Genomic DNA, 18,008 nt, shown 5'->3' with positions numbered 1-18,008 from the left:
CGGAACCGACGTCCGAAAGCGGAGGTCCCTGCCATGCTGAAGACCACCTCGACCCTCTTCGCCGCGCTGCTGCTCGCGACCCCGGCCGCCGCCGGGACGCCGACGCCGTCCAGCGGCACCCAGATCGCCAGGATCGCGCCGGGCGCCGGCCTCGCCACCGCCCCGCTCGCCGCCGCCCCACTCGCCGTCGGCGGCCGGATCTTCGCGCCGGGCACCGACTGCGCGCCGGACCGGCCGCGCGGCTGCTCGATCGCCGCCTACGACGCCCGCAGCGGCACCGAGCTGTGGCACCAGGCGCTCGACGCCAGCCCCGACGGCCAGGCCGCGCCGGCCCGCACGGCCGCCGGGGCACAGGGCAGCCTGACCTGGATCTCGCCGGTCTACGACGCCGAGACGAACACCCTCTTCGTCGGCCTGTCGGACCGTTCCGCCGGCGCGCCGCAGCCTCTCGTCACCTACGCGCTCGACGCCCGCACCGGCGCCGTCGAGTGGTACCGGCGCGCGGCGCCGATGAGCCAGCTCGGCCTCGAAAGCGCGTCGGCCGCGCCCACGCGCGGCGAAGCCGGGTTCTGACGTTCGCTTCCGGCAGGGGCCCCCCGCGGGACGAGCTGCGCTTCCCCGCGCCCTTGCCGGCATCGCGCATCCAGGTAGGATGCCGCGATGCCCTCCGTTCTCGATTCATCCCAATCCAGCGCAACGGTCCTGACGGTCGCCGGCGCGACCCTGATGCCCGAGCCATCGGGCGCGCTCTGGTGGCCGGAGCGCGAGCTGCTGGTCGTCGCCGACCTGCACCTGGAGAAGGGCACGGCGTTCGCCCGGCGCGGCCAGCTGCTGCCGCCCTACGATACGGCGGCGACGCTGGAGCGGCTGGCCGAGGCGCTGCGCCGGCGGCGGCCGAGACGCTTGGTCTGCCTCGGCGATTCCTTCCACGACCGCGAGGCAGCGGAGCGCCTCGCGCCCGAGGCCCGGGCGCTGATCGGCGACCTGGCCGCGACGACCGACTGGGTCTGGATCGCCGGCAACCACGATCCCGCGCCGCCCTCGGATCTGGGCGGCCGGGTCGAAGAGGAGCTGGTCGAGGGCTGCCTGGCGTTCCGTCACGAGGCGGCCGAGACAGGCGGCGCCGGCGAGCTGTCCGGCCACTTCCATCCCAAGGCGCGGGTCAAGCTGCGCGCGCTCGGCCTCTCGGCGCGCTGCTTCGTCGGCGACGGCCGGCGCCTGATCCTGCCGGCCTTCGGCGCCTTCGCCGGCGGGCTCGACGTGCTGAGCCCGGCGATCCGGCGGCTGTTTCCGGAGGGCTTCGAGGTCGCGCTGCTCGGCCGGCGCGCCGTCTATCGCTTCCCCGCGAGCCAGCTGCTGCCGATCGCCTGACGCGGCCGGCGCGACCCGGAATTCCCACTAAACAACTGATAATTAATGAAAAACTGCCAGACCCGCGGGTGATCCAGGACGCCGGCGGCTGCGTATAGCTCCGGAATCGCGCAGGGCGCGGCCGCCCGACGACGCTTCCCGAGGAGCTCCCTTGACCGCCTCCCCGACCCTCGTCTGGTTCCGCCTCGACCTGCGGGTCTCCGACAACCCGGCCCTCCATGCCGCCGCCGAGCGCGGCGCGCCGGTCGTGGCGCTGTTCCTGCTCGACGATGCGGAGGCCGGCGCCTGGGGCTTCGGCGGCGCCCAGCGCTGGTGGCTGCACGGCTCGCTGGCGAGCCTCGCCGGGAGCCTCGGGGAACGCGGCGTCGAGCTGGTGCTGCGGCGGGGTCGGGCCGCGGAGATCCTGCCGGCCCTCGCCGGGGAGATCGGCGCCGGTGCGGTCTACTGGAACCGCTGCTACGAGCCCTGGCGGATCGCCCGCGACCGCCGCCTGAAGCAGGCCCTGGCCGAGACCGGTGTCGAGGTCGAGAGCTTCAATGCGGCGCTGCTGCACGAGCCCTGGGCCGTCCAGACCCTGCAGGGCGGCTCCTATGGCGTCTTCACGCCCTTCTGGCGCGCCCTGCAGCAGCGCGCGGTTGCCGCGCCCTCGCCGGCGCCGAGCGCGATGACCGGCCTGAGGGGAGTCGAAAGCGAGGTGCTGGCCGACTGGGGCCTGCTGCCAGCGAAGCCCGACTGGGCCGGCGGCCTGCGCCGGACCTGGACGCCCGGCGAGAAGGCGGCCGAGGGCCGGCTCGGCGCCTTCCTGCAGCAGGCGGTCGAGGGCTATGCGGAGGAACGCGACCGGCCCGGCCTCGACTCGACCTCGCGCCTCTCGCCGCACCTGCACTTCGGCGAGATCGGCCCGCGCCAGGTCTGGGCGGCGACCCGGCGCTTCCTGGAGCGCCAGGGCAGCGCCCCGGGCAAGGCCGGCAAGTCGGCCTGGAAGTTCCTGGCCGAGCTGGCCTGGCGCGAGTTCTCCTATCACCTGCTGTTCCATCACCCGGCGCTGCCGGAGCAACCCTGGCGGCCGCAGTTCGCGGCCTTCCCCTGGTCCGACGACGAGGCGGCCTTCGCGGCCTGGTGCCACGGCCGCACCGGCTATCCGGTCGTCGACGCCGGCATGCGCCAGCTCTGGGCGACCGGCTGGCTGCACAACCGCGTGCGCATGATCGTCGCCTCCTTCCTGGTCAAGGACCTGCTGATCCCCTGGCAGCGCGGCGAGGCCTGGTTCTGGGACACGCTGGTCGACGCCGACCTGGCCAGCAACGCGGCGAGCTGGCAGTGGGTCAGCGGCTGCGGCGCCGATGCCGCCCCCTACTTCCGGATCTTCAATCCGGTCCTGCAGGGCGAGAAGTTCGATCCCGGCGGCGACTACGTCCGCCGCTGGCTGCCGGAGCTGGCGGCGCTGCCGGACAGCCACCTGCACAGGCCCTGGGAAGCGCCGGCCGAGCTGCTGCGCCGTAGCGGCATCGTCCTGGGCCGCGACTACCCGCTGCCGCTGGTCGACCACCGGCGCGCCCGCGAGCGGGCGCTCGCCGCCTTCGAGGAGATCAGGAAGGAGGCCGCGACGTGAGGATCGCCGTCGTCGGTGCCGGCATCGCCGGCCTCGGGGCCGCCTGGCTGCTGTCCCGGCACCACGAGGTCGTGGTCTACGAGGCGGCGGAGCGCCCCGGCGGCCACGCCAACACCGTCGAGCTCGAGGTCGCGGGGGGCGCATCGCCGTCGACACCGGCTTCATCGTCTACAACGAGCGCAACTATCCGCACCTGGTCCGGCTGTTCGACGCGCTGGGGGTCGAGACCGCGCCTTCGGACATGTCCTTCGCCTTCTCGGCGGCCTCGCCGGACGGGCGGGGCGCCTTCGAGTACGCCGGCAGCCCGGGCGGCCTGTTCGCCCAGCGCCGCAACCTGCTGCGGCCGCGCGCCTGGAGCCTGCTGCGCGACGTGCTGCGCTTCTATCGCGAGGCGCCGGCCCTGGCCGGGAGCGACGACCAGGTCACGACGATCGGCGCGTGGCTGGAGGCCCGGGAAGGCGGCGGCCGCCGCGTCCGGCTCCATCAGGAAGGGCATCGCGAAGTCGTTGCGGTCGGTCAGCGGCGTGCGCACGAAGCCGGGGCTGACGACCTGCAGCACGACGCCCCGGCGCGCCAGCTCCGGCCGCAACGCCTCGCAGAGCCGGACCAGGCCGCCCTTGGTCAGGGCGTAGCCGCCGGCGGTCGGCAGGCCGCACCAGCCGGCCATCGAGGCGACCACCGCGATCCGGCCGCAGCGCCGCGCCGACAGGACGGGCATCAGCGCCTCCAGGCAGTGCGCCGTGCCGAAGACGTTGAGCTCGACGAGGGCGCGCAGGTCGGCGCTGGAGAAGCCGGCAGCCGGGGTCGGCCGGTGCGTGCCCGCGTTGAGCACCGCCTGGGCGATCGGGCCGTGCGCCGCCTCGATGCCGGCGACCGCCTCGGCCACCGCCGCCCGGTCGGTGATGTCGAGCGGCCAGGTGGCGACGCGGCCCGGCAGGCCCGCGGCCTCGGCCGCGAGCGCGTCCAGCCGGTCGGCGGAGCGCGCCGAGGCGACGACCGTCCGGCCCTGGCCGGCCAGCTGCCGGGCCAGGGCACGGCCGAGGCCGCTGCTCGCCCCGGTGATCCAGACGGGACTTTGTCCCGCCGTCGGTCTTCCTGAGATCATGGCGCTGTCTACGCCGGCGGCGGCCGCTTGGATCTGCCCGGCAGGGCCCTACCTCCGCAGCATCGGGGGCTTCGTCGAGCTGTCTTCGATGCGACCGCAGAGCTGTAACACGATCGCCATAGCGTGCGGCTCCGAAGCCTGCGCACGACAGGCAGACCCTGCGCTCCCAAAACTCGGAAGGATGACATGACGACGACGACCGAGGCCTCACGCCGCGACGTGCTCCGCCTGCTGGCCGGACTGCCGCTGATTCCGGTGGCCGGCTCCACCGCCCTCTCGACGGGCCTGTTCGCCGCCACGGCCGGCGACGCGGCCGCGGCGACCGCCGCGCCGGTCTCGGCCGAGTTCATCGGCATGCCGGCGCCCTCGACCCCGGCCGCCCAGGCGGCCACGACGGTCGAGTCGGCCATGGTCGTGACCTACGCCGACGGCAAGAAGCAGACCTTCAAGCTGGCCTACCAGCCGCTGTTCTTCACCGGCGACGAGGTGCCCGACGGCAAGGGCGGCAAGACGCTCGCCGGCGGCTACTACGACATCGAGGGCAAGCCGATCCTCGACGCCTCGGCCGATCAGCCGACCCAGTTCTTCTCGGACTGCCCGGACGGCTACAGCCTGCTGCAGGCGACCGACGCCAAGGTCGACGGCGTCAAGGGCAACACCGTCTTCGCCGTGGTCCAGTTCGAGTACACCTCGAACGACGCCAAGGGCGACGGCATGTACGGCAAGCTGCCCTCGCCGATCGCCGTGCTGACCCTCGACCAGGACCCCTCGACCGGCTCGCTGTCGCTGGTCCAGTACCACGCCGTCGACACCAGCCCGGTGCACGGCCTGTGGATCACCTGCGGCGCCAGCCTGTCGCCCTGGAACACCCACCTGTCGAGCGAGGAGTACGAGCCCGACGCGACCAAGGCCGCCGAGGACAAGCGCTTCCAGGCCTTCAGCCAGAACCTCTTCGGCGACCCGAAGAAGGCCAACCCCTACCACTACGGCCACCTGCCGGAGATCGTCGTCAACGCCGACGGCAGCGGCACGGTCAAGAAGCACTACAACCTGGGCCGCATCTCGCACGAGGTCGTCCAGGTCATGCCCGATCAGCGCACCGCGCTGATGGGCGACGACGCCACCAACAGCGGCCTGTTCCTCTTCGTCGCCGACAAGCCGGCCGACCTCTCGGCCGGCACGCTCTACGTCGCCGAGGTCAAGCAGCGCGCCGGCGAGGCGATCGACAAGGGCGGCGTCTTCGACCTCAGCTGGATCTCGCTCGGCCACGCCACCAGCGACGAGATCGAGAAGCTGGCCGACAGCCTGACCGCTGCCGACATCGTCGAGGTCGCGACCAAGGACCCGATGGACGCCAGCTTCACCAAGATCGGCTACGGCGGCAAGGAGCAGTGGGTCAAGGTCAAGCCGGGCATGGAGAAGGCCGCGGCCTTCCTGGAGACCCATCGCTACGCGCCGCTGGTCGGCGGCACGCTCGCCTTCACCAAGATGGAAGGCACGACGGTCAACGCCAAGGACAAGGTCGCCTACTCGGCGATGTCCTACATCTACAAGACCATGACCGACGGCAAGTGGGGCATGAAGATCGACCAGATCAAGGCCGGCGCCGTCTACCAGCTGCCGATGAAGGGCGGCCAGAAGGACGCCAAGGGCCAGGCGATCGACAGCGAGTGGGTGCCGGTCGAGATGAGCACGGTCGCGGCCCTGGTCGGCCAGGACCTCGCCGAGCCCGACGCGGTCGGCAACACCGCCGCCGTCGACAGGATCGCCAACCCCGACAACCTCAAGTATTCCGAGAAGATGCGCACCCTCTTCGTCGGCGAGGACAGCGGCAACCACGTCAACAACTTCCTCTGGGCCTACAACGTCGACAGCGGCGCCCTGGCGCGCATCCTGTCCTGCCCGGCGGGTGCCGAGTCGACCGGCCTGCAGGCGGTCGACGACGTGCACGGCTTCTCCTACATCATGAGCAACTTCCAGCATCCCGGTGACTGGGAGAAGGGCCTGCACGACAAGGTCAAGGCGGCCCTCGAGCCGATCATGGACAAGGAGTACCGCAACAAGCGCAGCGCGGCGGTCGGCTACATCCAGGGCCTGCCCCAGGCGGTCTGACGCAGAGTGGTGCCGCCGGGCCCGCGGGCCCGGCAGAGACGAGACGGGGCGGCCTTTCGGCCGCCCCGTTGCCTTTTCCGGCTGGCCGGGCGAAGCCGTCAGCCCTCGGGGTCCTGGTTCAGGCGGTTGTGCAGCTTGCCGAGGAAGCGGCCGGCGCGCCGCGCCGCCGCCTCCGCACCCTGCTCCTCCTCGACCGGCCCCTTCCTGCCGGCGGCCTCGCCGCTGTCGCGCCAGTCGTCGCGCAGGGCCTCGTAGGCCGCCCTGGTCTTGCGGCCGGCGGCATGGGCGCGCGGCGCGACCTCCTTCTCGACGAAGTCGCTCGCCTTCTCCTGGACCCGGGGATCGCGCGCCGCCTGCCGGGCCGCGCGCCCGAACAGCTGCCGGAAGATCGCCATCTGCCTGCTCCTCGTCTGCCCGATTGCCGTCGGCCCGGCGGGCGGCCCGGGTGCCGATGCCGGGCGCCCGGCCCCGAGCATGTCGTCCCCGAAGGCCCATTGACAGGGAAGAGTTTTAACGTCACTCATAGTGACATTAATACACACTCAGTGCGGAAATACGAGAGCCCGCTACGGCGCGCCCAGGCGGAGGAGACGCGCCAGCGGATCCTGGACGCCGTGGCGCGGCTGTTCGAGACCACGCCCGAGCAGGCCCTGTCCTTCGATGCCATCGCCGCCGAGGCCGGCGTCCAGCGCCGCACTGTGTTCCGGCATTTCGAGAACAAGGAGGCGCTGCTCAAGGCGTTCTGGACCTGGACCAACCGGGAGGTCGCGCCGCGGACCTGGCCGGAGACCGAGGCAGACCTCGTCGGGATGCCGCCGGTGACCTTCGCCGGCTTCGACCGGCGCGAAGGCCTGATCCGGGCGGCGCTGCTGTCCCGCTCGGGCCGCGAGATGCGCCTGGGCGCCGCCGCCGAGCGCGAGGCCGCGTTCCGCGGCAGCCTGGCGGAGGTGACCGGCGGGCTGGATCCGGCGAGGGCGCGGCAGGCGATCGCGGTGATCCAGCTGCTCTACAGCGCCAGTGCCTGGCTCTCCTTCAAGGACTACTGGCAGTTCAGCGGCCGGGAGGCCGGAGAGGCCTCGGCCTGGGCGATCGGCGTGCTCCTGGACGCGCTGCGGCGCGAGTCCGCGGGCGACGATCGCGCAACGACACCGACACCAGCATCAAAGGACGACAGGCGATGACTCCCTCGATCACGCTCACCCCCGCTTCCGACATCGACACGCTCTGGGTGATCCGCGACCGTGTCCGGTTCAGCGGCCAGCTCGGCGGCACCCAGGCCGTGATGCTCGAGGTGGAGGTGCCGCCGGGCGCGACCGTCCCGGTCCATCGCCACGTCTCCCCGGAGCTCTACCGGGTGCTGTCCGGCGAGGTCGTCTTCACGACGCTCGTCGACGGCCTCGAACGGCAGATGACGGGGCGCGCCGGCGACGTCCTCGACGTGCCGTCCGGCGCGCCGCACGGCTACGCCAACAACAGCGGCCGGCCGGCCGAGATGCTGGTCGTCGTCGACCGGACCATGGCGGCCTTCTTCCGCGACCTCGGCACGACGGTTGCCGCCGAGGGCCCGCCGAGCGAGGCGGAGCTGGCGCGCGTCGGCGAAGCCTGTGCGAGGCACGGCATCTCGTTCTGCGCCACCAGCGACGCCCCCACCGCCTAGGGCGCGCCCGCGGCGGTCCCCGCCCGGCGCCCGTCCACGACGAGCGACCGGGCGGCGGCTGCGCCGGCCGTCGGGACCTCAGCCGGTGCCGCCGAGGCAGCCGGTCAGGCTGTTCGCCAGCTGCCTCAGCAGGGCCGGATAGGCGTCCGGGCCGGGCGTCAGGTCGGCGCCGAGCGGGTCGAGCACACCGACCCGCGCGCCCGTCCCTCCGGCCAGGGTCTCGACCAGGCGCGGCGTGAACTGCGGCTCGCGGAACAGGCAGATCGCGCCGAGCCGGCCGATCTTGGCGCGCAGCTCGGCGACACGCCTGGCCGAAGGCGTCTGCTCGGGGCTGACCGTGACCGAGCCGACCGCGGTCAGGCCGAAGGCCTGCTCGAAGTAGCCGTAGGCGTCGTGGAACACGATGAAGGGCCTGCCGGCGACCGGCGCCAGCTGGCGCGCGAGCTCGGCCCGCAGCCGCTCCAGCCCGGCGACGGTCTTCCCGGCGTTGGCCTTGTAGGCCGCCGCGTCCTGCGGATCGAGCTCGGTGAGCGCAGCCGCGACCGCCTCGACGATCCGCTCGGCGTTCTGCGGATCGAGCCAGAGATGGGGATCGACATCCGACTCGTGGCCCGAGCCGGCGGGCTCGTCGTCGTCTGGCTCCCAGCTGCCGCCGGCACGCGCCTTGCGCAGCTTCACGCCCGGCACCTCCAGCGCCTCGACGCGACGCGCCTTGGGCGCCAGGGAGTCCAGGCTGTCCTCCAGGAAGTGCTCGAGCGCCGGACCGACCCAGACGACGAGGTCGGCATGCTGCAGGGCCTCGGCTTCGGACGGCTTGATGCTGTAGACGTGCGGCGAGGCGCCGCCGGGCACCAGCAGCATCGGCTCGCCCACCCCTGCCATCACCGCGGCGACCAGGCTGTGCAGCGGCTCGATCGTCGCGACGACGCGCGGCGGCGCGGCAGCGGCCGTGCCGGGGGCGAGCAGGAAGCCGCTCAGCAGAATCGCGGCGGCGGCAAGGGGGCGCAGGACAGCCATGGGGTCTCTCTCTCCGGTCTCGTGGGTGGCGCAAATGTTATTTTATAACATGACCGAGTCAAGCTAGGATCGCGCCATGACCGACGAGGCCCTCGCCTTCCCCACCGCCCGCCACGACCATGCGGCCTGCATCGCCGAGGCGCTCGACCGCGCCGAGCGGCTCTGTGCCGAACGCGGCGAGCGCCTGACGACCCTGCGCCGCCAGGTGCTCGAGCTGGTCTGGTCGGGCCACGCGCCGCAGGGCGCCTACGACCTGCTGGAGCAGCTCGGCCAGGCGCGCGGACGGGTCGCACCGCCGACGGTCTACCGGGCCCTGGAGTTCCTGCAGGCCCAGGGCCTGATCCACCGGATCGAGAGCCTCAACGCCTTCATCGGCTGCCCGATCCCCGAGGAGCGCCACAGCGGCCAGTTCTTCATCTGCCGGCTCTGCGGCCTGGCCGCGGAACTCGACGTCGGCGCGATCGACAGGGCGATCGACCGCGAGGCGACCAGGCTCGGCTTCACCATCGAGCGGCGCACGGTCGAGCTGCAGGGCCTGTGCCGCGCCTGCCGGGAGGCCCAGGCGTGACCGAGGGGGGCGTGACCGAGGGGGGCGTGACCGGGGGGGGCGTGACCGGGATCCTGGCCCGCGCCGAGGGCATCGCCGTCAGCTTCGCCGGCCGGCGCGTGCTGCAGGACGTCGACTTCCTGCTGCGCCGCGGCGAGATCGTCAGCCTGATCGGCCCCAACGGCGCCGGCAAGTCGACCCTGGTCAAGGTGCTGCTCGGCCTGCTGCGCCCGGAGCGCGGCCGGGTCGAGCGCGCGCCCGGCCTCAAGGTCGGCTACGTGCCGCAGCGTCTGAGCGTCGACCCGACCCTGCCGCTGACCGTCGCCGGCTTCCTGTCGCTGCCCGACCGGCGACCCGAGGCCCAGCGCCGCCAGGCGCTGGCCGAGGTCGGCGTGCCGCAGCTCTGGGGCGCCCAGGTCCACGAGCTGTCGGGCGGCGAGCTGCAGCGGGTCATGCTGGCGCGCGCGATCCTGCGCGGCAGCGACCTGCTGGTCCTCGACGAGCCGGCCAGCTCGGTCGACGTCGCCGGCCAGGCCGAGCTCTTCGAGCTGATCGCCCGGGTCCGCGACCGGCGGCACTGCGGCATCCTGCTGGTGTCCCACGACCTGCACGTGGTGATGGCCGGCGCCGACCGGGTGGTCTGCCTGAACCGCCACGTCTGCTGCACCGGCAGCCCCGAGGCGGTCGGCCTCGACCCGGCCTTCGCCGAGCTGTTCGGCAGCTCGGCCCGGGTGCTCGGCCTCTACCACCATCACCACGACCATCGCCACGACCTCGCCGGCGAGGCCGAGGGCCAGGCGACCGGCACCGAGGGATAGTCCGCTTGAATCGCGCCGGTTTCCGAAGGGACTGAGAATGCTCGACGATTTCCTGGTCCGCGCCCTGCTGGCCGGCTTCGGCGTCGCGCTGATCGCCGGGCCGCTCGGCTGCCTGGTGGTCTGGCGGCGCATGGCCTACCTCGGCGACAGCCTGGCCCACTCCGCCCTGCTCGGCATCGCGCTCGGCCTGCTGCTCGACCTCGACACGACGCTGGCGATCGTCATCGCCGGCCTCGCCTTCGCGGTGCTGCTGGTCGGGCTGCAGCAGCAGCGCCAGCTGGCGACCGACACGCTGCTCGGCCTGCTCGCCCACTCGGGCCTGGCGATCGGCCTGGTCGTGCTGTCCTTCGCCGAGACCCTCAGGGTCGACCTGATGGGCTACCTGTTCGGCGACGTGCTGGCGGTGCGCGCCGGCGACCTCGCCTGGATCTGGGGCGGCGGCGCGGTCCTGCTGGCCGCCCTGGTCCGGCTCTGGCGGCCGCTGCTGCTGGCGACGATCCAGGAGGAGATGGCGCGCGCCGAGGGCCTGCCGGTGCTGGCCCTGCGCTTCGGCCTGACCGTGCTGCTGGCGCTGACCGTGGCCCTGGCCATGAAGGTGGTCGGCATCCTGCTGATCACCTCGCTGCTGATCGTGCCGGCCGCGGCGGCCCGGCCGCTCGCCCGCTCGCCCGAGGCGATGGCCCTGGTCGCCGCCGGCCTGGGCTGCCTGGCCGTCGCCGGCGGCATCGGCGGGTCCTGGTTCGCCGACACGCCGACCGGCCCCAGCATCGTCGTCGCGGCGCTGCTGCTGTTCCTGGTCACCCAGGCCGCCGCGGCCGCCCGGCATCGGCTGCCGCGGCGCGCCTCGCCGGGCTGAGCCGCACGCCTCAGGCGCCGCCGCTCTCGGCGTAGCGCCGGATCGCCTGGTCGATCGCCTTGTGGGCCTCGCCGGGCTCGCCCCAGTGCTTGATCTTGACCCACTTGCCCTTCTCCAGGTCCTTGTAGTGCTGGAAGAAGTGGGAGATCTGGTCGATCAGGATGCGCGGCAAGTCGCGCCAGGAATGGATCTCGCTGTAGTAGGGATGGAGGGCGTCGGCGGGCACCGCCAGGACCTTCTCGTCCTCGCCCTTCTCGTCCTCCATGATCAGCACGCCGATCGGCCGTGCCCGCACGACGGCGCCCGGCACGACCGGCTGCGGCCCGGCGACCAGCACGTCGACGGGATCGCCGTCGTCCGACAGGGTGTGCGGCACGAAGCCGTAGTTGCAGGGATAGAACATCGCCGTGTGCAGGAAGCGGTCGACGAAGATCGCGCCCGACTCCTTGTCGAGCTCGTACTTGACCGGCGCGCCGCCAACGGGAACCTCGATGACGACGTTGACCTCGAACGGCGGGTTGGTGCCGACCGATACCTTGCTGAGATCCAAGACTGCTTCTCCTGGTGCCTGATCCAGTCCGCGGGTCTGGCGCCTTCCTCCCCCGGCGGCCCTCCATCGCGCGTCCGGCCCCGGCGGACCTGTCCTTCGCGTCGACGTCGACGGCTTCCGCCGCCACGGGCCCTCGGGCGGCAGTCCGGTAGCGGCCGCAGGCCGCCGCGTCAAGCGGCCGCCCGATGCGGCCGTGCTATTCGGCCGCGCCCTTCTGCCGTGCCGCCATCTGGTCGTGGATCCAGCGGTAGGTCTTCTCCATGCCGTCCTCGAGGCGGATCGAGGGCGCCCAGCCCAGCTTCTCCTTGATCAGCGTGTTGTCGGAATTGCGGCCGCGCACGCCCTTGGGAGCGTCCAGCTTGTAGTGACGCTTCAGGGTGATGCCGGCGATCGCCTCGACGATCGAGACCAGTTCGTTGATCGTGACCAGCTGGTCGGAGCCGATGTTGAGCGGCTCGGTCACGTCGCTGGCGAGCAGGCGGCGCGTGCCGTAGAGGCAGTCGTCGATGTACATGAAGCTGCGGGTCTGCGCGCCGTCGCCCCAGATCTCGATGTCGTGGCGCCCGCTCGCCTTGGCCTCGATGACCTTGCGGCAGATCGCCGCCGGCGCCTTCTCCCGGCCGCCGTCCCAGGTGCCCTCGGGCCCGTAGACGTTGTGGAAGCGCGCGACGCGGGTCGCGAGGCCGTAGTCCTCGCGGAAGTGCCGGCACAGGCGCTCGCTGAACAGCTTCTCCCAGCCGTAGCCGTCCTCCGGCATAGCCGGATAGGCGTCCGACTCCTTGAGCGCCGTGACGTGCGCGTCGGTCTGCTTGTCGGCGGCGTAGACGCAGGCCGAGGAGCTGTAGAAGAAGCGCTCGGTGCCGGCGTCGCGGGCGGCCATCAGCATGTGGGTGCTGATCAGGACCGACAGCATGCAGGCCGCCTTGTGGGTCTCGATGAAGCCCATGCCGCCCATGTCGGCGGCCAGGTTGAAGACCGCCGCCGCGTCCTCGGCGGCCGCCCGGCAGGCGGGCAGCTCGCGCAGGTCGAGCTGCCGGTTGTCGGCTTCGGGAAAGCGCTGGTACCACTCCTCGAAGGGCTTGATGTCGACCGCGCGCACCCGGGTATAGCCGTCGCGCAGCAGGTCACCGACCAGATGGCCACCGATGAAGCCCCCCGCGCCGGTCACCAGCACCAGCCGATCCTTGGATACCGCCTCGTTCATCTCGTCGAGCCCCCTGACGTTCCGCGCGATCCGTACCGGCCGGCATGGTAGCCCAAGACGGCCTTCCGCGCGATCCGCCATTGCCGCACCCGGCTTGCCCCGGAGGCGCCGGCCGTGCCATTGAGGGCGCCCCTGCCCCTGCCCCGCCGATGCCCTGGCCCATGCCCCGCCGCCTGCTCTTCGCGTCCCGCCTGGACGAGGCTGCGCTCGCCGCCCTCGCGCTCTGCTTCCCCGGCCTGGCCGTGCTGCTGCCGCTCGGCGTCGTGCCGCTGGTCCTGGTCGTGACGCTGGCCGCCGTCGCCGCCGAGCTGCTGTCCGGCGTGCCGCTCAGCCGGCCGCCGCGGTCGATCGTGCTGGCGGGCCTGGCCTTCGCCGCCTGGGCGCTGCTCTCGGCGGCCTGGGCGATCGATCCGCCCTGGTCGCTGGAGATCTGGGCGCGGATCGTGCCGACCGTCGCCGCCGGCGGGTTCCTGCTGCTGCATGCGGCGCGCCAACCGCCGGAGCGCCGCCGGCGCCTGGCCGGCTGGCTGCTCGCCGGCTTCGCCCTGGCGGTCGCGATCATGGCGGTCGAGGGCCTGACCGACCGCTCGATCAACCTGTTCCTGGCCCGCCTGGTCGACCAGGCGCCGGAGGGCGGCTACAAGCTCAACCGCCTGAACCGAGGCGCGACCGCCCTGGCGATCCTGGCCTGGCCGGCCGCCGGCGCCCTGGCCGCCCGGCTGCCGGCACGGCTTCGCCGCGGAGTCCTGCTGCTGCCGCTGGCGACCACCCTGCTGCTGTTCGGCTACGCCAGCGATTCGGCCATCCTCGGCTGCGCGGCGGGTGTCGTCGCCGCCCTGCTGGCCCTGCCCTGGCCGCGCCCGACCCGCCGCACGATCCTGGTCGGCCTGGCCCTGGCGCTGCTCGTCATGCCGCTGGTCGCGAAGGGCCTGTCGGACCTCGGCCTGTCCAGCGACCCGCAGCTGCCCTTCTCGTTCCGCCATCGCGTCTTCATCTGGAACTTCACCGCCGAGGAGACCGCCAGACGGCCGCTGCACGGCTGGGGCCTGGACGCCTCGCGGGAGCTCGCCAAGGGCGCGCCGCGCTTCGACGCGACCCATGGCGCGCTGCCGCTGCATCCGCACAACGCCGCGCTGCAGGTCTGGGTCGAGCTGGGTGCCGTCGGCCTGCTGCTCGGCGGCGCGCTGCTGCTGCTCGTGCTGGCGCGGATGCGCCGGGGCCCGCCGCTCGCCGCCGCCCTCGACGCCGGCATGGTCGTCAGCTTCCTGACCATCGGTCTCGGCGCCTTCGGGATCTGGCAGTACCACTGGCTGGTCGTGCCGCTCACCGCCGCCGCCCTGATGCACATGACCGCCGGTCAGGAAATCGGCGCTCAGCCCCGGCGCGATCCGGAGACCAGCGAGTCGTAGAGCGCCAGGGTCCGGCGGTTGACCGCCTCGACGTCGAACTCGGCCTCGGCGACGGCACGGGCACGCCCGCCCAGGCGCCGGCGCAGCGCCGGGTCGCCGGCGAGGCGCAGGAAGGCCGCGGCCAGCGCCCCGGCGTCGCCCGGCGGCACCAGCAGGCCGGTCTCGCCGTCGCGGCAGACCTCGCGGCAGCCGGCGACGTCGGTCGCGACCAGGGCACGGCCGGCCGCCGCCCCCTCGATCAGGCATTTCGGCACGCCCTCGCCATACTGGCTGGGCAGGCAGACGACGTGGGACCCGGCCATCAGCGCCGGCATGTCGTCGCGCCGGCCGAGCCATTCGACGGCGCCCGCCTCGTGCCAGGCCCGGAGGCGCGCCTCGGGGATCGCGTCGCGGTTGCCCGGATCCGGGGCGCCGACCAGCAGGAAGCGCAGCGCCGGCCGCTCCGCCTTGGCGAGCCGCGCCGCCTCCACGTAGCTTTCGATGCCCTTCTTGGCGATCAGCCGCGAGGCCAGCAGCACGGTCATCGGCCCGGCCGGCTCGGGCGTCGCGGCGAAGGCGGCGAGGTCGACGCCCGAGCCCCGGATCAGGACCGTGCGGCCGGCGAGATAGCCGCGCGCCGCCAGCGCCGCGCCGTCGTCGGGGTTCTGCACCAGCAGGCGCGTGCGGTCGTGGGCGAGGAGCGCCAGGTAGCGCGGGATCGCCTGCTGCAGCAGCCGCCAGACCGGGCCGCCGTCGCTGAAGGTCCGGCCGGCGCCGGTCACCGCCAGCACGACCGCCGGCACGCCGGCGAGGCGCGCGCCGAGCAGCCCCGGCACCACGGCCTTCAGGGTGACGCAGTGCAGCAGGTCGGGCTGCAGCCGCCGGCAGAGCGCGGCGACGGCCAGGGCGGCGCGCAGCTCGGCCAGGGGCCTGAGCCCGAAGCGCTCGATCGGCACCGGGTGGAAGGCGAGGCCCGCGGCCTCGATCTCGGCCCGGCGCCCGTCGGCGCGCGAGGCGACCGCGACCTGCCAGCCGGCCGCGACCGCCGCCCGGGCGAGCGGCAGGCGGTGCGACAGAAAGAAGCCGGCGTCGTTGACGAGAAAGAGCAGGCGGCGGGACATGGCGGGCAAGCTAGACCAGATGGTGACTTCGCGGAAATGCTTCGAGATCCGCCAAGTCATGCGATGACCTGCCTTGACGACCTGCCCGTGAGCCGAATTCATTTCCCTGTAGACAAGCAGTTCGCCGCTGACGATCATCACCGGTTGGCCAGCGGCGAACTGCTTGTCTACAGCTTCGGCATCGTGCCTAAGATCACAATGATTGGTGACAAGGAGAAGGCCACAGTCGCCAAGTTCCGGAGGCCGCTCAGCGGATCAACCGCCGAGCGAGCGAGGCAGATAGCCCGTCGGCTATCCTACTTCGCCCAGTGGCCCTGTACCCACTCCCACTGGCCACGCTGGTAGTCGTAGCGCCAGTGCGCCTTCACCCATCGGGACTTTCCGATCGGGCGAGGCGTCTTGAGATTCTGGAGCCGATCGACCGGCTTCGGCGGCCGTGGCGGGCGAGGCGCCCTCAGTCGTCGCATTGAAGGAACTCCTTCAGCTAAGGGTGTATTCGCGCCAGGGGATGGCGCGCAGCGGAACATTGGCCAGAAACCGCGCGATGTCGGGGCGGCCGAAGTAGCTCGGCCGGCCGCGGCTGTCCTGGGCCATGAGGACAATCGGCAGCCCCGGAAAGACGCCGGCGAAGGCGTTGATCGTGTCGCGCGCGGAGGTTCGGCAGTCGATGACATGCTGCTTCACGATGGCAACCGCGAAGGTGATGCCCTGTTCGCGGATAACCGCACCCTGAAAACGCATTCTCTTCTCCTCTTGCCTTGAGCGAGAAGGCCGCACCTCGCGTTGAAGTGCGGCCCTCTGCGGTCAGCCCCTCGGGGGGAACGGGTCGTTGCCGTAGCTGTCACGATCCCTGATCTGGCCGTCCCGGCCGTGGATCAGGAGCTCGCTCTGCTGGTTCCGGGCGATCTCGCGCCCCCGGTCGATCGCGTCCGCCTGGGTCTCGTGGGTGGAGGTGACGCGGCTGTTGCCTTCGCCACGGACCGCCCATCCGCCCTCGTGCGGCACGATGTGCTGGTTCTTGCCCAAACTGCTCACCTCCCTTCCGTCGGCGGAACCGAACATGCCGTAAGATATAGTGAACGCCGGTGCCATTGTCAACTCAAACGGCCGTAGCGTAAGTTCAATCGAACGACAACGATGCCCGCCTCGCCGAGGAAGGGCGACAAAACGAGGTATTGGGATGTCACTCGCGGCCAGGCTCAAACAACTACGTCAGCGGAAGGGAGAATCGCTCCAGCAAGTCGCAGATGCCGTTGGGGTCTCGAAAGCACATATTTGGGAGCTTGAGAGAGGAACCAGCTCCAATCCTGGGGTGGAGTTGCTAACCCGACTGGCGCGGCATTTCAAAGTTTCGGTCGCCTATCTGATCGATGATGGCAGCGAGACAAGCGATGCTGCTGCGCTACAGTTTTTTCGGGAGTTCGAGGGACAGCTTTCTGACGACGACTGGGCTGCCCTGCGGAGTATCGCTGACCGATTGAAAGGGCCGAAGCCATGAGCGATGAGTTGTTGATGGACCTGGCCGATTGCGGGTCGCCGGAGAAACTGATTGCCACCATTCTTCAGCATCATCCGGACTGGCAGCCGCCGGTGCCCCTTGAGGCGTTTGCCCGGAAGGTTGGGATTGTCGAGTTCAAAGATCTGACGGTGGAGGGCTTCGTCGGCGCTCTCATGACCGATGATGCCAAGGCGCAAGGCGTCATCCTTGTGAAGGCCGGGCAGCGAGAGGCCCGGAGACGATTCACAGTGGCGCACGAGCTTGGCCACTTTCTGATCCCGACCCACCGGGGCAGCAAGCACTGCACCGCTCAAGACCTCCGAGAAGGCCGACGGGAGACGGAGCATCAGAGGCAGGAAGCCGAAGCCAATCGCTTCGCCGCAGGGTTCCTGATGCCGAAACCCTGGTTCGAGCGCGACATGGATGGACTGGGCGAGGCCGAGGTTTCCCATCTTCAGGACCTGGCTCGCCGGTACGAGACGAGCCTTGAGGCGACCGCCAATCGGTACGTTGAGCTGTCAGAGGACGCCTGCGCGATCGTTTTCTCCAAGGATGCCGTAGTGCGGTACGCCCGTGCGGGACGCCGCTTTCCGAAGCTCGCTGTTGGCAAAGGAGACGGTCTTCCTCCAGGGTGCGCGAGCCTGCTTGCGCCTCAGGTGCCGCTGCGCACACCAACAGACTGGTCAGAAGTCGACGGTACCGTCTGGGTGCGGGCCGAATGGGGTGAGTGGGCGCCGATGATCCTGGAGCAGTCCATGCGGCAGCGAGGTGGATACCAAGTGACGCTACTGTTCACCGAACGCCACGATGCCGACCATGATGAGGAAGAGCGCGATCTTGAGAGAAGCTGGCAGGTGGGATTCCGGCGGTGAGGCATCCGACTGTCTAGAGCGAGAGCGAGCAGCCGTCATAGGCCTTGGCAAGATCCGCTACCTCGAAGGATTCGTCGCCTCGCCTCTACCTAGCCCTGTTCGAAGGCAGAACAGGGTGCCGGCGCGGCAATCTTCGAACGATATGCCTCCGTCCTTTCGGGACCCGACTGGCTCCGACTGGGCATGATCCGATCTGGACCGCGTCATGGTGGTACCCGCGTGCAGATGGCGGCCGCTTTCGGCTTCGCCCGCGGCGCTGCTCCGCCTACATTGACTGCAA

The 18,008-nt window shown here is 71.6% G+C and carries 20 protein-coding genes and 1 pseudogene; 13 read left to right on the top strand and 8 right to left on the bottom strand.

From position 1 onward, the window contains the following. The first annotated feature begins 33 nt into the window (after nt 1-33). From B9O00_RS20190 to B9O00_RS34180, 4 genes and pseudogenes are all read left to right on the top strand, one after another. A complete protein-coding gene (locus B9O00_RS20190) occupies nt 34-573 on the top strand; it encodes a hypothetical protein (protein WP_085124535.1) in 540 nt (179 codons plus the stop codon). A gap of 87 nt (nt 574-660) precedes the next feature. Beyond that, nucleotides 661-1,371: a ligase-associated DNA damage response endonuclease PdeM gene (gene pdeM, locus B9O00_RS20185; RefSeq protein WP_085124534.1), complete on the top strand. Its 711-nt coding sequence runs from the start codon at nt 661-663 to the stop codon at nt 1,369-1,371. 151 nt (nt 1,372-1,522) lie between these two features. Then, the gene (locus B9O00_RS20180; protein WP_085124533.1) at nt 1,523-2,983 is read left to right on the top strand and encodes a cryptochrome/photolyase family protein; all 1,461 of its coding nucleotides are present in this window, start codon (nt 1,523-1,525) and stop codon (nt 2,981-2,983) included. Then, a pseudogene (locus B9O00_RS34180) lies at nt 2,980-3,063 on the top strand (NAD(P)-binding protein); the annotation flags it as partial. The gene B9O00_RS20180 and the pseudogene B9O00_RS34180, both read left to right, overlap by 4 nt. Here the strand turns inward: B9O00_RS34180 and B9O00_RS34175 are convergent. Continuing rightward, nucleotides 3,060-4,088 carry an SDR family NAD(P)-dependent oxidoreductase gene (locus B9O00_RS34175; RefSeq protein WP_322111208.1) on the bottom strand — a complete coding sequence of 343 codons (1,029 nt, stop codon included), beginning with the start codon at nt 4,086-4,088 and terminating at the stop codon, nt 3,060-3,062. The pseudogene B9O00_RS34180 and the gene B9O00_RS34175 overlap by 4 nt on opposite strands. A 186-nt stretch (nt 4,089-4,274) precedes the next feature. Between B9O00_RS34175 and B9O00_RS20165 the strand changes: the two genes are divergently transcribed. Further along, nucleotides 4,275-6,200, top strand: coding sequence for a PhoX family protein (locus B9O00_RS20165; protein ID WP_085124532.1), 1,926 nt, complete (start codon nt 4,275-4,277; stop codon nt 6,198-6,200). A gap of 98 nt (nt 6,201-6,298) precedes the next feature. Here B9O00_RS20165 and B9O00_RS33120 read toward each other — a convergent pair whose 3' ends face one another. After that, nucleotides 6,299-6,595, bottom strand: a complete 297-nt coding sequence (locus B9O00_RS33120) for a hypothetical protein (RefSeq protein ID WP_159460275.1) — start codon at nt 6,593-6,595, stop codon at nt 6,299-6,301. A 150-nt stretch (nt 6,596-6,745) separates the two neighbouring features. Here B9O00_RS33120 and B9O00_RS33115 point away from each other — a divergent pair, with 150 nt between their 5' ends. Together B9O00_RS33115 and B9O00_RS20155 are read left to right on the top strand one after the other, a co-directional pair. Then, nucleotides 6,746-7,381: a TetR/AcrR family transcriptional regulator gene (locus B9O00_RS33115; protein ID WP_159460274.1), complete on the top strand. Its 636-nt coding sequence runs from the start codon at nt 6,746-6,748 to the stop codon at nt 7,379-7,381. After that, the gene (locus B9O00_RS20155; RefSeq protein WP_085124530.1) at nt 7,378-7,857 is read left to right on the top strand and encodes a cupin domain-containing protein; all 480 of its coding nucleotides are present in this window, start codon (nt 7,378-7,380) and stop codon (nt 7,855-7,857) included. Before B9O00_RS33115 ends, B9O00_RS20155 begins: the two co-directional genes overlap by 4 nt. Before the next feature lie 78 nt (nt 7,858-7,935). On the opposite strand, the gene B9O00_RS20150 is transcribed toward B9O00_RS20155, so the two are convergent. Beyond that, entirely contained in the window at nt 7,936-8,874 is a 939-nt protein-coding gene (locus B9O00_RS20150) for a zinc ABC transporter substrate-binding protein (RefSeq protein WP_085124529.1), read from the bottom strand. Nucleotides 8,875-8,950: 76 nt separating this feature from the next. On the opposite strand from B9O00_RS20150, the gene B9O00_RS20145 reads away from it, so the two are divergent. From B9O00_RS20145 to B9O00_RS20135, 3 genes are read left to right on the top strand one after another with little or no spacing between them, the layout of a single operon-like run. After that, nucleotides 8,951-9,442, top strand: a complete 492-nt coding sequence (locus B9O00_RS20145) for a transcriptional repressor (protein ID WP_085124528.1) — start codon at nt 8,951-8,953, stop codon at nt 9,440-9,442. Continuing rightward, entirely contained in the window at nt 9,439-10,239 is an 801-nt protein-coding gene (locus tag B9O00_RS20140) for an ATP-binding cassette domain-containing protein (RefSeq protein WP_218822902.1), read from the top strand. Before B9O00_RS20145 ends, B9O00_RS20140 begins: the two co-directional genes overlap by 4 nt. A gap of 37 nt (nt 10,240-10,276) precedes the next feature. Next, entirely contained in the window at nt 10,277-11,095 is an 819-nt protein-coding gene (locus B9O00_RS20135) for a metal ABC transporter permease (RefSeq protein WP_085124527.1), read from the top strand. 10 nt (nt 11,096-11,105) lie between these two features. On the opposite strand, the gene ppa is transcribed toward B9O00_RS20135, so the two are convergent. Both ppa and B9O00_RS20125 read right to left on the bottom strand, forming a co-directional pair. Next, nucleotides 11,106-11,645: an inorganic diphosphatase gene (gene ppa / locus B9O00_RS20130; protein WP_085124526.1), complete on the bottom strand. Its 540-nt coding sequence runs from the start codon at nt 11,643-11,645 to the stop codon at nt 11,106-11,108. Nucleotides 11,646-11,841: 196 nt separating this feature from the next. Continuing rightward, nucleotides 11,842-12,849, bottom strand: a complete 1,008-nt coding sequence (locus B9O00_RS20125) for an NAD-dependent epimerase/dehydratase family protein (protein WP_085124525.1) — start codon at nt 12,847-12,849, stop codon at nt 11,842-11,844. A gap of 161 nt (nt 12,850-13,010) precedes the next feature. Between B9O00_RS20125 and B9O00_RS20120 the strand changes: the two genes are divergently transcribed. Beyond that, on the top strand, nt 13,011-14,258 hold the full coding sequence (locus tag B9O00_RS20120) for an O-antigen ligase family protein (RefSeq protein ID WP_085124524.1): 1,248 nt from the start codon (nt 13,011-13,013) through the stop codon (nt 14,256-14,258). Here the strand turns inward: B9O00_RS20120 and B9O00_RS20115 are convergent. The 3 genes from B9O00_RS20115 to B9O00_RS20100 form a co-directional block, all read right to left on the bottom strand. Continuing rightward, on the bottom strand, nt 14,222-15,358 hold the full coding sequence (locus tag B9O00_RS20115) for a glycosyltransferase family 4 protein (protein WP_200808592.1): 1,137 nt from the start codon (nt 15,356-15,358) through the stop codon (nt 14,222-14,224). The genes B9O00_RS20120 and B9O00_RS20115 overlap by 37 nt on opposite strands. A gap of 480 nt (nt 15,359-15,838) precedes the next feature. Next, nucleotides 15,839-16,099, bottom strand: coding sequence for a hypothetical protein (locus B9O00_RS20105; RefSeq protein WP_085124521.1), 261 nt, complete (start codon nt 16,097-16,099; stop codon nt 15,839-15,841). Nucleotides 16,100-16,162: 63 nt separating this feature from the next. Next, nucleotides 16,163-16,450: a DUF2188 domain-containing protein gene (locus B9O00_RS20100; RefSeq protein WP_322111207.1), complete on the bottom strand. Its 288-nt coding sequence runs from the start codon at nt 16,448-16,450 to the stop codon at nt 16,163-16,165. Between the two features lie 88 nt (nt 16,451-16,538). Between B9O00_RS20100 and B9O00_RS20095 the strand changes: the two genes are divergently transcribed. Continuing rightward, on the top strand, nt 16,539-16,856 hold the full coding sequence (locus B9O00_RS20095; RefSeq protein ID WP_085124519.1) for a helix-turn-helix domain-containing protein: 318 nt from the start codon (nt 16,539-16,541) through the stop codon (nt 16,854-16,856). Further along, nucleotides 16,853-17,728, top strand: a complete 876-nt coding sequence (locus B9O00_RS20090) for an ImmA/IrrE family metallo-endopeptidase (protein ID WP_085124518.1) — start codon at nt 16,853-16,855, stop codon at nt 17,726-17,728. Before B9O00_RS20095 ends, B9O00_RS20090 begins: the two co-directional genes overlap by 4 nt. Nucleotides 17,729-18,008: the final 280 nt, after the last annotated feature.

The sequence above is a fragment of the Tistlia consotensis USBA 355 genome (genome assembly GCF_900177295.1).
Lineage (GTDB): Bacteria > Pseudomonadota > Alphaproteobacteria > Kiloniellales > DSM-21159 > Tistlia > Tistlia consotensis.
Note: the sequence above shows the minus strand (reverse complement) of the source record. Positions and strands in the feature narration are given on the sequence as shown.